The following is a 13822-nucleotide window of genomic DNA, read 5'->3' on the forward strand; positions in this document are numbered from 1 at the left end:
ACAAAACCGACTGTTTTAAATAACACAGTCGGTTTTTTCTAAAATTGTTTTATGAGATCCCTTTGGAAAAACATATTGAATTAATCACAGAGAAATGAAAAGGTATTCCCCCTGGAATGGTTGGCTAGACTTGTAGCGAACTGATAGAAGCTAGAAGTCAGCAACTACGACTAATTGCCGGTGTCTAAAGTGTTGAAGGCGCCTTCTTAGTAGATAAAATCAGAAAGGATAACAAAATGTCAGACATAAAAGACGAGATCATTTTAAGAGGGCTTAAAGAAAATAATTTAAAAAATGTAGATTTAAACATACCAAAAGAAAAAATCATCGTATTTACCGGTCTTTCAGGCTCAGGAAAGAGCTCAGTCGTTTTTGATACATTAGCAACAGAAAGTAGAAGACAAATGACTTTGAACTATCCTCTCTATGTCAGAAATCAAATGCCAAGGTATGAAAGACCCCACGCTGATCTTATGCAAAACTTAAGCCCGGTTGTAGTAGTGGAACAAAGACCTATAGGGGGCAATTCCCGCTCAACAGTAGGCACCTATATGGATATAAATCCTTTGATTAGACTTTTGTTCTCAAGAATAGGAAATCCATCAATAGGTTCTGCCACCGATTTTTCAAGTCAAAGTTCTTTTGGCAGATGTCCAGAATGTGGTGGGTATGGGGAGGTCATTACGCCTGATCTAAATAAGATGATTGATTATGATAAGTCACTTCGAGAGTATGCGGTGAAATTTAAGCCATTATCACCTGCCGGTTGGCAAGGTAATTGGATGATGACCTGCGGATTATTCGATCCAGATAAACCCATAAAGGACTATTCTGAAGAAGACCTCCACCTGCTATTGTATGGACCACGAGAAGGCGAAAGAGCCTATGCGCCGTTTCACACCAAAAATGGACCACACAACGCAGAGTGGGATGGATTATTGCCTAGATTTACTCGTCTTTATATAAATAGAGACATCTCAAAACTAAGGCAAGTATCCCAAGATGATGTCTTAGCAGTATCAACACATTCATTATGCCCAATCTGCCAAGGTTCAGGGCTAAATCCAAAGGTATTAGAATGTAGAATAAATGGTTTAAATATCGCAGAATACGATCAATTAGAGCTCCCAGAAATACTAGAAGAACTAAAGAACTTAAAAGATTCAATGGGAGAATCTATAGCACAACAAGCAATTCCACATGTAAAGCAGCTAGTCGACATGGGACTAGGATATTTGAGCCTATCAAGAAAAATGGGCACCCTGTCCGGCGGAGAAGCTCAAAGGGTGAAAATCGCTCGTCATTTAGGGAGCAGTCTAAACAATATTACATACATTTTCGACGAACCAAGTGCAGGACTCCATCCGGAAGAAGTGGATATGTTAATTATTATGCTAAAACGGATAAAAGCCCAGCATAATACTGTCATCGTAATCGAACACAATCTATCAGTAATAAAAGCAGCGGATGAAATAATAGAAATGGGACCAGGAGCAGGTGTAAATGGAGGAGAAGTGATCTATCAAGGAAAATTAGAAGGGTTAAAAAACTCGCCCACCGCCGCAGCCCTAAACCACAAGCGAAAAATAAATAAAAAGCCAAGGAATATAAAAAGTTATTTTACAATAAACAGAGCAAGTAACAATAATTTAAAAAATATAAGCGTAAATATTCCTAAAAATGTCTTAGTCTCTGTATGTGGAGTATCAGGTTCAGGTAAAAGCTCCTTAATATTGGAAGCATTCACGAAAAAGTATGCAGATACCATAATGGTAGGACAAGCCGGCATAGGAATCTCCAACCGTTCGACCTTAGCAACATATATGGGAATAATGGATGATATTCGCTCAATACTTTCAAAAGAAACAGGACAACCCGCAGGTTTGTTCAGCTTTAACTCCTTAGGAGCATGTCCTGTCTGCAAAGGAAAAGGAGTTATAACGCCGGAAGTAGCATTTGCCGATCCGGTGACAATTCCGTGTGAAGCATGTGGCGGTACGAAATATTCAGACGAAGCACTTGTCTATCGATATCAAGATAAAAATATAGTAGAGATTTTAGATTTAACAATAGACGAGGCTATTAATTATTTTGAAATACCAAAGATCATAAAAAGAGTGAATACGCTAAAAGACGTAGGACTAGGGTACCTAACCTTAGGACAGACAACAAGTTCTCTAAGCGGAGGAGAAATCCAACGTCTAAAACTTGCGAGCCACTTACAAAAAGAAGGACAAATTTACCTATTAGACGAGCCATCCTTAGGACTACACACAGAAGATAATGAAAAACTCTTAGACGTATTTCAAAGTCTCGTAAACAGAGGTAATTCTGTCATAATAATCGAGCATAACTTAAACTTTATAGCGGCGAGCGACTGGGTAATAGAATTGGGCCCAGGGGGAGGAAAACAAGGCGGACAAATTCTATTCGAAGGCACACCAGAAGAAATGTTAAATGCAGAAACCTTAACAGCGAAATGGCTAAAGGATGGAGTTAGAAAACATTTCACTTAAAATGATAAAATAGAAGAAATGCTAATAAATGCGTAAATTCTCACCTAGCACCTCATGTGTCTCTATATCCACTCCGCTCACGTGGAGTGCTGTGCGTTGATAAAATTAATTAAATAATTTGCAGATGGGTTCGAGAATCTTAAAAAGATTCTCGAACCCATCTGCTTTTATTTCAAGTCTATTGAGAATAACTAGTATTAAGTCAACTTCTATTGTCAAATAATCACTACAAGCATTAATACAATATTTATTGTAATTTCCACAAATATATCCTCGACAGTTCCTTTTAAATTGCATCATACGCCATCAGATATCTTTACAAAACAGGTCAAAATCCATGAACAATTGACAAATATTTTAAAAGGTAACCATTAAATACGTCGATTCCTAACTATTAAACAAGTTGCATGAAGGGTGTTGTCGATTAAAAAGTTTTTTATATTGACAAAAATGGTCAAAATATTCACAAAATAATGCTTAGAATTATCATCAAGGTTTAAAAGAATCTATTAAATATTTTATAGAGAAATCATCATATTTACGCGCATAGTAACTTCCGATGGTAGATTCTTTTTTTGCAATTGCCAAGCTAATAAAATAGTAGAGTTTATGAAGGAGTTGGCATTTTTTGCATGTGTTGTCCGATTTAAGGCTATATGGTTTATGGCTTTGAGGAGGGTGATAAACCTAGGCAAGGCATTCAAGCTGTGAAAGGGGGCGTTAATAGAGCTAATAACGATAAAGAAATGATGACATAGCGTAATCATCAAGGGGAGTTTGAAAACAAAAACCTACATAAAAGTAGGGAATGTTCCAAGAGGGAGGAGAATCACTTTGAAGTTTAGAGGTAAGATTGCTGCATTAACGACCACGATATTGCTTGCGACGTCTTCAACAGCCGTTTTTGCTGCGGAACCAGGGCTTGATAAAATGCCCGGCCCAGTAGATCCTCAGTCATGGGTCAACCCGGAGAATATGACGTGGAATGATTATAACCAAGTACCAGGTATCAACTGGAATAAAACGGATATTAAGCCACAAACAGAACTTAGAGGGGCCTTGATTTTGGTTGACTTTCCGGATCAGGATTTTATTCTGACAAAACCAAAGGGTTCAGAGCTCATCGGTAATCCCCAAGTCAACGCTGTTCCTCGTGAGCAACTTGGGGAATGGTGGAAGAATTTCTTGAATGTCCCAAGTGCACTCAACAACTTTCAGACCATAGATGGTTTTTGGAAAGAAAACTCTCATGGAAAATGGGGCGTATCTCTTGATTCCTATGGTCCCTACCGCTTGGATAAAAATGAATTTCAGTATGGGCTTGAAAACAGTATGAACCCGGGTGCCCGGCCAAGTAATTATCCTAGTGGGAACCTTTTCACGGATGGCGTAAATGCTGCTACCGCTGATATAACCGCCTCTGGAAAGGAATATGACTTTGCGTTCATCGTTCATGCCGGCTATGATGAATCAACTGTGTGGCAGGAACTCGGCGAAATGATGTTCTTGAATCAAGACTCGGTGCCTGATGAATTTGGTCCGCCGAAGGATATGCCTGGATTTGAAAACATGCCAAACTGGGCAAAAACTCGTTACGTACCATGGTCTTCCTGGTACGCAGCCAAAGCTATTTGGTCCGCCGCTTCTAGTGCAAGGATCAATGGCAAAACAATTCGTGTTTCCATTCAAGGGGAAAGTGATGGCATGGGCACATTTGCTCACGAATTTGGCCATCTCCGCGGTCTTGGCGATAACTACAATAATGCGGCTCTTGACCCTAGAACCTATTCAGGTTATTGGGAGACGATGAGCCGTGGATCATTCAATGGCCCCGGTGGCACGCACACCCGCTGGATGATTCCATCTACCCTTGGTGCTTCTTTATCGGCACCACATATGCTTCGTAATAAGATGAAACAGGGATTTGTATCCGATGATGAAGTCCTGCAGCTAAACCGTGATAACTTAAAAGAATCTGGACCGGTGTTTGCAGATATTGTCGCGCGTCAAGCACCAATTGGCAGTCAATTCGGCCGAACCGGACTCCACGGCATCAATATCAGCATGACTGATTTAACACCAACAGATTACCTTGCTGGTGACTGGCGTAACGATATGCCATCAAGAGCAGTATACAATAACTACACCCTTGAAGTGGTAGACCGTTTTGGTGCGGATTCCTTTGCAGCTGACTCCGGTGTATTGATTGCCAAAACGAAAAATGCGGAGACGGCACCGAATATTTGGGTAGTTGATTCACATCCCGAGGATATCAATCTGAAGGACTTTACTAGACCTGACGGCACAACAGCAATGGTTGGCAAAGGTGACCCCCGTCAAGCTCTTGATGCTTTATTCAAAGCTGGGAATGGGAAAAGTTTGGTCTCCGGGAAATTCGATGGTTCTATTGACAAAGAAACTATTGTCAGTGAGTACATTGATCCATACAATAAACTTCATTTCTACATTTTAGGGAAACACAAAGACAAAGACGGCGTACTTCGTTATCAGGTTGCTGTCCGTAACACGGAGGGCTCAGGTGCCTTTAAGCGCGGAGTAAATGTAAGCGCTGGCAATGTACAACCTGCCGTACAGGACAAAGTGGCGGTCTATCATTTTAATGTTACTAATACTGGCAATGCAAAGGATCTTATTCGCATCAACGCTTCTGCAGGTGATGATTGGACAGTTCAACTTGATCACAACGTACTGGCTGTGGAACCTGGAGCAACTGTTGATGTACCGGTATATGTGAAAATTCCGAAGGGCAAGAAAGCTCCAGCAAACCTTACCTTTAAGGCTACTTCAGAGACAGACTCGAAACAAAGCGGTACGGAAACCAATCTTATAACAGGTAATTTAAGCGCAACCGGTCTAAGTTCTGTTATTGATAGCTTTGCTAACGAGGGAGCCTTCAAAGCAGGTGCAGCGCAAGCATTGAAGGCACATTTGAATTCCGTCGATCAATTTGAAAAGAAAGAATCTGCGGATAAGGTTGTCAAACACCTTAATGATTTTAAAGGATTCCTGGATCTTAAAAAAGATGCGGATCAAATCTCCGCAAAAGTGTATAACAGCTTGAAGGCGTATGCCGATGCAATGATTGAGATCTGGCAATAGAATAGATTCACTGTTCAGAATATACCTCCTGTCCCGGGGCTGACCCTGGTACAGGAGGTAACAAACTCAAAAACTTTAGTCTGCAATGACTTTGGAAAGTTGTCAAAAGTAGGAGTGAAGATAATTGAAGAAAATAATCACAGTTTTAGGCATTTTATCATTATTTTTACTTAGTGCCTGTTCAGCTCTAACCTCTGGTGAAGGGAGCAAGGTACTTTTTAAAACAGACTATGGAAATATCACAAAAGATGATTTATATAAAGAAGTGATAAGTTCCGAGCGGGGAAAAGAATTGATTCAGAAGTTGGTCTATATGCAAATTCTGGAAGGTAAATATGAGGTATCTGATAAAGAGGTCAACCAACGGCTAGACGATATAAAGGAACAAGCCGGTGATAAAGATGGATTTACAATGTTCCTACAAAAACAGGGCTTTAATAACGAAAATGAATTAAAGGATCATATTAAACAATCTCTTTATTTCTTTAAAGCAACAACAGAAGGGGTGAAAGTCTCAGATAAACAAATAAAAGATTTCTATGAACAAAATAAAGACCAATACACGGAGGTGAGAACCAGCCATATTCTCGTGGATCAGGAGTCAACTGCTAAAGAAATTGAAGAGGAACTAAAGAAAGGAACCGACTTTGTCGAATTGGCAAAAAAACAATCGACGGATAAGGTGTCTGCAGCAGCAGGCGGGGATTTGGGCTATCTTTCCGGGCGAAGCCAGGAGATGGATCCGACATTTCTTGCAGCGGCTATGAAATTGAAAAAAGGTGAAGTGAGCGAGCCGGTCAAGACAGTATTTGGTTATCACATCATTAAGGCAACAGATAGAAAGGAGACACCATTAAGCGAGGTGAAAGATCAAATCAAACAAGCGCTTATGGGTAAAGACGCAAAACCAATACAGGAGATATTAAACAATTTGAATAAAGAAATTGAGGTTAAAGAGGATGCGTTTAAAGATGTATTTAAGGATGTAGAACCGCAACAACCACAGAACTCCCCTCAAAAATAAATGTTCCGTCATAGTAGTTGGTATGATTACTGTCGAACTTTACACCATTTACATAGTTAAAATTAAAGAGGAGGATGTTCCAAAAAGGCGTTAAATTAAGACCTTTTGGAACATCCTCTGTTTGTTTTTTACCGGTTAAAATAAGGAACCTTTTTCAATGCAACACATGCCGGAATGGCAATAATAACTCCTATTACATTTTGAACGAGGTCTCCAGGTATCGAAGCTGCGGGTGCAATCCAATTCCCGTATAGAAACCCTTCGCCAATGTAGTAAACAGCTGACATAAATGGAAATGAAACGATTGTTGCTGTTAAATTTAAAGCAATGCTATTACCTTTCCGACCATTTGACCAAGCAATTTTACCAACGATATATCCTTGCAAGGCACGCGCCACAACGGTGATCGGTGCCCATAGCGCCCAGCCTCCAGCAATATCAAATAATCCCATTCCTATCGCCCCAGCAAGTGCCGCCTTTTTAGGGCCAAATAAGATAGCTGCAATAAAAAGCATTGCTGTCCCTAGATGAACCAAGCCTCCATTTGCAGTAATTGGCAGCTTAATATTTAAAAAGAAAGTAGACAGGAAAACAAGTGCAGTTAACATCGCTGTAATAATTAAATCAAACGTTTTATAACCTGGCTTTGAATAACTTTGTGTATTTTGCATATCTCTGAACCTTCCTAACACGCTTTTCTATGATTTTAGCAAATGATAGGTAAATATATAAGTACCATTTAATAAAAAAATCTTAGCTGCCTAATATTTCATTTGCAGCCTGTCGGGATTTTCCAGATTCTTTATTTGTGGTAATATGAATAAAGTTAAGATGGACGGGCTTTATGGAGGTTAGTATGAAAAAAGTTGCTGTAATACAGGATTTATCATCTTTTGGAAAATGTTCATTAACAGCTGCGATTCCAGTTCTTTCGGTAATGGGTGTACAGGCATGTCCTTTACCAACAGCCATATTGACTGCGCAAACTGGCTATCCAAGTTTTTTTTGTGAAGATTTTACAAGTAAAATGAAATATTTCATAGAGGAATGGAGCAAGCTTAAGGCAGACTTTGATGGAATCTATACGGGTTTTGTTACTGGTGAAGAGCAGATCATTAATATTTTCCAGTTTTTAGATAGGTTTTATACGGAAGAAACAATTTTACTTGTGGATCCAGTAATGGGGGATTTAGGAGAGGTCTATAAGCTTTACACTGATGAATTGGTCGTACTAATGAGAGAACTTGTGAAGCGTGCAGATGTGATTACACCAAATGTTACGGAGTGCTGTTTATTAACTGGCATGTCTTATGAAAAACTTCATAGCTATTCAAATGAAAAGGACTATATTAAAGCGATTGAAGAGGCTGGGAATTTATTGCAGCTTGAAACTGGTGCCCAGGTTATCATCACTGGAATTAATCCACCGTCAGCTGATTTAGATAAGCAGTATATCGGAAATATGTATTTGGACGCAAGCAATACCTTTTACAGTGCGACGCCGTATAATGGTAAAAGCTATTCTGGTACTGGTGATTTGTTTGCATCTGTGATTATGGGAAGCATGATGCGTGGGGAGAACATGGAAAAATCCGTACAGCTTGCTGTGGCATTCCTGACAGCAGCCATCAATGATTCCTCCTTAGAGCAAGTTCCTAGAGTAGAAGGAGTTAATTTCGAAAAATATTTAAAAATGTTATTATGAAATGTCTAATATCAGTAAAAACCCTAGATAACTTCTAGGGTTTTTACTTACGCTTCAGTTTTATTATTCAACTTTTGCAGCAAAAATCATTAATGAACCCACAGTATGCTATGCCTCAATAAACAACAACCGGATCATACGCGCTAAGACTGTTATACACCGTTTTCATAATGCTTGGCGGTGTATTGACACAGCCATGCGATCCAGCTGTAAGATAGGCCTTGCTTCCCCAATTGCCCCGCCAGCTCGCATCGTGAATCCCCTGCCCGTCATTTGTAAAAGGAACCCAATAGTTAACAGGTGCCTGATAAGTGATTTTTCCGTTTTCTCTGCCTGTGAGTATGGCAGGAGATTGCTTATAAAGGATATACCACACTCCGGGTGTTGTATCATGACCGGTGCTATGTTTGCCTGTTACGACATTCGTTGTGGCGACTAACTTTCCATTTTTGTAGATCCACATTCGCTGCGCTGCAATGGAGACTTCAGCATACGTATGGCCAATGCCGTTGTTCGTGGTTGTTTCAAATCCGTAGCCTTCACCGTTCCAGCCATGTCCGTAAATATTAGAGGCAGAAACTGATTTCTTCCCATTTTCAAAAGCCTTCATAATACGGGGTACTTCTTTATCAACATCTATGGCCCAGCCATAGCCTTTACCTTTCACTGATATCACTGAACCTGAATGGGTCTTGAATTTGAAATCCTTATTTAATGTGGATTGGGCATTGTTAATTTCGGCTATTCTTTTCTTAATATCACCCGCATCATCCATCTTAATCTGTAAATCTTTTGAAATAGTTGCATTTTTAATTAATTCGCTCGCCTTTAACGTAAAAACTTTATTCTGCACCTTGTATCCAACGGTCTGGGCAAGGAATTCTTCAAATTTTTTCTGTTGATTTTTTACAAACTCGCTGTCTTCTTTAATTGGCTGTATGTAAACTGGATTGAGCCGGATTTCACTAATATATTTGTGCTGTTCGTAGTCCTTCAAAAGACTGGCGACATCATACTGCTCTCCGCTAATACTGCTTGTCACAGTAATTTTGCCTTGTTGCAACCGAACCACCGCATCTTGTGGAGCTTTTAAGCCTTTATTCATGGCTAGCAGCTTTTCTTCCACCTGTTTTTTCAACGTCTGATTTCGATACTGATCCTGATTGCTGGGCATTAATGAATAATCTTTCGCTTTTGAAGAAGGGAAAAAAGTCCACTGGTTCTTTAATAATTTTTTGATATTGGGCAAATCTTGGTCCGAAAATACCATTTTTGTATCTTGGCCATCTAATATTTGTTGATCTCCAACATAGATTACATTTGTTAATACAGTTGCTTTTAATTTTGTCAGTGCCTGTTCAGCGGTTATTCCGCCGACTTTGATGCCATTAATCTTGATTTGTGAATTAAAATGGCTTGCTTGATAGTAGCTGCCTGCTGCAATGAAGAGCACGATAATAAAGATGATACTTGCAGTGATAATCCTCCAGTTTGCATACCACTTAGGTGAATTTACGCGTTGTTTCTCTATTTCTTGATTATTTACCGTGCTTTCCATAAAGTATCCCCCCATACCTAATCTTCAGATGTTAATATCTTATGTCCTTAGACTATTAATATTGTGTCATGTATTACAAAATTTTTTCAAAAGTGTAAATTATAATACTATTCTACATAATGTCGTAATCGAACATTGTCGGTTTTTGAGTATGTTAAAATTTTTTAATTTGACCTTTTGATTAAGATTGATTTGCAATAAAATCAATCTTGTGTTTGATAATAAGTTATTAAGCATGATATAAGTGTAAAAGAAGTAGTACATTTGACTTTATATTTTTTGACCGAGAGTTTGAAATTGTATCCATACTGAGAGGATTTGAGTTTGAAATGATAGATAATTTTTGGCGTGATTTACCACGACCATTTTTTGTACTAGCACCAATGGAAGATGTGACGGATGTTGTTTTTCGTCATGTAGTAAGTCAAGCAGGTAGACCGGATGTGTTTTTTACAGAGTTTACAAACACGGAGAGCTATTGTCATCCAGAAGGAATGAAAAGTGTACGCGGCCGTTTGCTGTTTACAGAAGATGAACAGCCAATGGTTGCACATATATGGGGGGATAAGCCCGAGTATTTCCGTCAAATGAGTATTGGAATGGCAGAGCTAGGATTTAAAGGCGTAGATATCAATATGGGCTGCCCTGTACCGAATGTGGCATCGAGAGGGAAAGGCAGCGGCCTTATTCTGCGTCCAGACGTTGCGGCAGAACTTATTCAAGCAGCAAAAGCGGGCGGACTGCCTGTCAGCGTGAAAACACGACTTGGCTATAAGGAGGTTCAGGAGTGGGAGGAGTGGCTAACGCATATTTTAAAACAGGATATTGCGAACCTTTCTATACATTTACGTACAAGAAAGGAAATGAGCCAAGTAGATGCGCATTGGGAGCTAATTCCGGAAATCAAAAAATTACGTGACCGTATCGCACCAAATACACTGCTAACAATCAATGGAGACATTCCTGACCGTCAAACTGGGCTGCAGCTTGCTGAACAATATGGTATTGATGGCATTATGATCGGGCGAGGTATTTTTAAAAATCCTTTTGCTTTTGAAAAAGAGCCAAAAGAGCATAGCAGTAAAGAATACCTTGATCTTTTAAGGCTGCAGCTTGATCTTCAAGATCAATATGCGGAAGTACTGCCACGTTCAATGGCAGGGCTTCATCGCTTTTTCAAGATTTATGTCAAAGGATTCCGTGGAGCGGGTGAATTAAGAAATCAATTGATGAACACGAAATCAACAGATGAAGTGCGTGCATTGCTCAATAATTTTGGGTCAAAGAATCTTGATGGCATGGGGGAACAGTAGGAGTGTCCTAATTTAAGGTAAAAGAAAAGTAGGACGATAAACTGGTGTGCCCCCAAAATGTTAGAGGTTATACTAAGCAGTTAATTGGCTGGAGTGAAGGCTGTTTGAACCGGGCTCGAACTAACGGCTATGAATTAGAAAAAAGTCTTAAATAAACTTAATTAAAGGCAAGTTTACGCAGTAATTTTGAAGCATTTGTTTGCGTAAATATCTTTCGTTATCGGGCGCATTTCTTGAGTGAGAAATGTGCCCTTATTAATGAATTAAGTTTTTTAACTGAAATTGGCAATTTATATCGGTTTGAGACAGAAAATTATAGTATAATTAAATAGTCTAAAAATTCATTTGATTTATAGGCAATAGTTGATAGAGGAGGCGTTCATTATGAAAAATAAAAGAATTTTTATTATTAATGACTACAAGGGGATAACGCTTCATTAATAAAATTTGTTTAGCGTTTCCCCGAATTTTGGAAGGGGAAAATTATGAGTTCAAAAAATGTTAGAATTGTAGAATTAAACGCAGAAAATTGGTATGCATGTTGTGAATTAGAGGTTTCATTAGAACAAAAGGATTACATTGAGCCCAATGCTATATCAATAGCTCAGTCAAAGTTTGAACCTACATTAAAACCATATGCAATATATGCTGAAGAAAAAGTTGTTGGCTTTTTGATGTACAATTCTGTTCAAGAAGAACTTGAAGGTTATTGGGTCTATAGAATAATGGTCGATAAGGAATTCCAAGGCAAGGGTATAGGTAAAGCAGCAACTAATTTAATGATTTCAGAGATGGCTAAATTGCCTAATGTGAAAAAAATTGTTGTAGGTTATCATCCAGAAAATATTGGAGCACATAATTTATACTCAAGTTTAGGATTTATTGATCATGGGGACAGGTTTGGTAAGGAAATGGCAGTAATTAAATATATAACCGAATGATAAACCATAGATAAGGTTATAAAAAAGGTAAAGGGAACCATTTTTTGGTTCTCTTTTTATTGCGTTAATGGGCGCAATCCTGAAGCAAGAATTGTGCTTCTTCTTTTATGTTTTAACCATCTTGTGAAAAAGGTGATTGAGCAAGGTTCCGAAATTTGAAATAATTGTTAATAAGATAAAAGGAGCAATTCAGTAATATCGAAGGGTGTAATTATTATGATAAAACTTAATGTAACTGCTTTTGATAAAGTAATAAATGTAGTAGAAGGTAAAGCGAAGGCTGTTCCAACTTTCTCCTATTCAGTGTTGAATAATTATATTCGGGGAAGTGTTTATGCGGATTCTACAACCCCTGAGACAGTACTAATTGGAACAGAATCCGGTATTTATTTTGTAGCAGGAAAAGAGGATAATCAAGAATTTAATGAATTTCTTTTTAAATTATATTGTCAAAGAAAAAGTAAGAACTTACGATTCACTTTATTTTCTTCATCTGAATATTGGGATTGTGTCATTAATGAACTATTTAAAGAAAATATAAAGCAGCTGAGCAGGTATTCTTTTGTATTTGATAATAAGAAACAATTTCATGACAAGAACCTATTAGCTAATGGTTATTTTATTAGGAGAATAAACGAAGAGTTAATAACATATAGTTCGGAATTTAATGAGGATTACTATAAAGAATATTGGGGATCTGTATCCAACTTTATTAAAAATGGTTTCGGTTTCTGTATCCTTCATAAAGGAAAAGTGGTTAGTGAATGTACTTCCATTTTTTCTTCACTTCAATTCTCAGAAATTGATATTGCAACTCACGAAGATTATAGGGGACAAGGATTAGCATCTATTATTGCCAAAGCCTTTATAGATCATTGTCTCGAAAATGAAATAATACCACGCTGGGATTGTGACAAATTAAATAAGTCATCTATAAAATTAGCTGAAAAATTAGGATTTGGAAATCCTGTGAAATATTCAATTTTTGTATAAAAACATCTATTCTTTTATTTCAGAAAAGGGCGGCAGCTAACCTTCTAGGCTCTGCCTTTTATATGTAAACTAAGGAGAGAAATAATGAACGAATTACAGGTATTTAGTGAACTACATAAATTTTTAAATAGTTTAGGCCCTATGGAATTTACTCTTGCACCCAAGAGTTTAACCTTAGGATATAAACCCATCCGTTTTGCTGGTAGAAGGCAAAAGTTTGCCACTTTATATGGTGAAAAACGCTACAACTGTCTGATTCTCCATGTTGACCAGGGGAATCTAGAGTCTAAGAAAGGTAAAATGACTCAAAAAGAAATTCAACAACTTTTACATTTTGATATCCAACAAATAAGAGGTTTTGCTTTAAAGAAAAATGAGGCTTATATTCCGTTTGAGGTAATTGACACTAAAGAAAAAATAGAAGATTTAAAAGACTTTGTTCAAGAACAATATATGATTTTCATCAAACGATAATTAGTTTAAAGAATAAGGAAGTCTCTCCAGCACTGATGAGGTTTTCTTAACTAACAATACTAGATCAACTGAATTTGGCTCATAAATGATTTTGTCATAAAACATCCTTATTTTTATAAATTCCCCACCTTCCTTTCTCTTCATCAAACACTATATATAAATGAAAAGACCTTAAGGA

General features: G+C 38.0%; 10 protein-coding genes. 8 read left to right on the forward strand and 2 right to left on the reverse strand.

Annotated features, from left to right (window positions below; genetic code table 11):
* Positions 1-236 precede the first annotated feature (236 nt).
* From A6749_RS15005 to A6749_RS15015, 3 genes are all read left to right on the forward strand, one after another.
* Positions 237-2516 carry an ATP-binding cassette domain-containing protein gene (locus A6749_RS15005; RefSeq protein WP_066391048.1) on the forward strand — a complete coding sequence of 760 codons (2280 nt, stop codon included), beginning with the start codon at positions 237-239 and terminating at the stop codon, positions 2514-2516.
* An 834-nt stretch (positions 2517-3350) separates the two neighbouring features.
* Positions 3351-5636 carry a M6 family metalloprotease domain-containing protein gene (locus tag A6749_RS15010; RefSeq protein ID WP_066391050.1) on the forward strand — a complete coding sequence of 762 codons (2286 nt, stop codon included), beginning with the start codon at positions 3351-3353 and terminating at the stop codon, positions 5634-5636.
* Positions 5637-5760: 124 nt separating this feature from the next.
* Positions 5761-6660 (forward strand): peptidylprolyl isomerase, encoded by a 900-nt coding sequence (locus A6749_RS15015; protein ID WP_066391052.1) that lies wholly within the window; start codon positions 5761-5763, stop codon positions 6658-6660.
* 128 nt (positions 6661-6788) lie between these two features.
* Here A6749_RS15015 and A6749_RS15020 read toward each other — a convergent pair whose 3' ends face one another.
* Positions 6789-7331, reverse strand: a complete 543-nt coding sequence (locus tag A6749_RS15020) for an ECF transporter S component (RefSeq protein ID WP_066391055.1) — start codon at positions 7329-7331, stop codon at positions 6789-6791.
* 185 nt (positions 7332-7516) lie between these two features.
* Between A6749_RS15020 and A6749_RS15025 the strand changes: the two genes are divergently transcribed.
* Positions 7517-8365: a pyridoxamine kinase gene (locus A6749_RS15025; protein WP_066391057.1), complete on the forward strand. Its 849-nt coding sequence runs from the start codon at positions 7517-7519 to the stop codon at positions 8363-8365.
* Positions 8366-8480: 115 nt separating this feature from the next.
* Here A6749_RS15025 and A6749_RS15030 read toward each other — a convergent pair whose 3' ends face one another.
* Positions 8481-9923, reverse strand: a complete 1443-nt coding sequence (locus A6749_RS15030) for a L,D-transpeptidase family protein (protein WP_084797841.1) — start codon at positions 9921-9923, stop codon at positions 8481-8483.
* Between the two features lie 329 nt (positions 9924-10252).
* Here A6749_RS15030 and A6749_RS15035 point away from each other — a divergent pair, with 329 nt between their 5' ends.
* The 4 genes from A6749_RS15035 (at position 10253) to A6749_RS15050 (ending at position 13644) form a co-directional block, all read left to right on the forward strand.
* The gene (locus tag A6749_RS15035) at positions 10253-11236 is read left to right on the forward strand and encodes a tRNA dihydrouridine synthase (RefSeq protein ID WP_066391070.1); all 984 of its coding nucleotides are present in this window, start codon (positions 10253-10255) and stop codon (positions 11234-11236) included.
* Between the two features lie 485 nt (positions 11237-11721).
* Complete coding sequence (locus A6749_RS15040; RefSeq protein WP_066391072.1) at positions 11722-12177, forward strand: GNAT family N-acetyltransferase; 456 nt, start codon at positions 11722-11724, stop codon at positions 12175-12177.
* Positions 12178-12393: 216 nt separating this feature from the next.
* Positions 12394-13170 carry a GNAT family N-acetyltransferase gene (locus A6749_RS15045; protein WP_066391077.1) on the forward strand — a complete coding sequence of 259 codons (777 nt, stop codon included), beginning with the start codon at positions 12394-12396 and terminating at the stop codon, positions 13168-13170.
* A gap of 84 nt (positions 13171-13254) precedes the next feature.
* On the forward strand, positions 13255-13644 hold the full coding sequence (locus A6749_RS15050) for a hypothetical protein (protein ID WP_066391079.1): 390 nt from the start codon (positions 13255-13257) through the stop codon (positions 13642-13644).
* The last annotated feature ends 178 nt before the right edge of the window (positions 13645-13822 follow it).

Source organism: Neobacillus mesonae (assembly GCF_001636315.1).
GTDB lineage: Bacteria > Bacillota > Bacilli > Bacillales > Cytobacillaceae > Neobacillus > Neobacillus mesonae.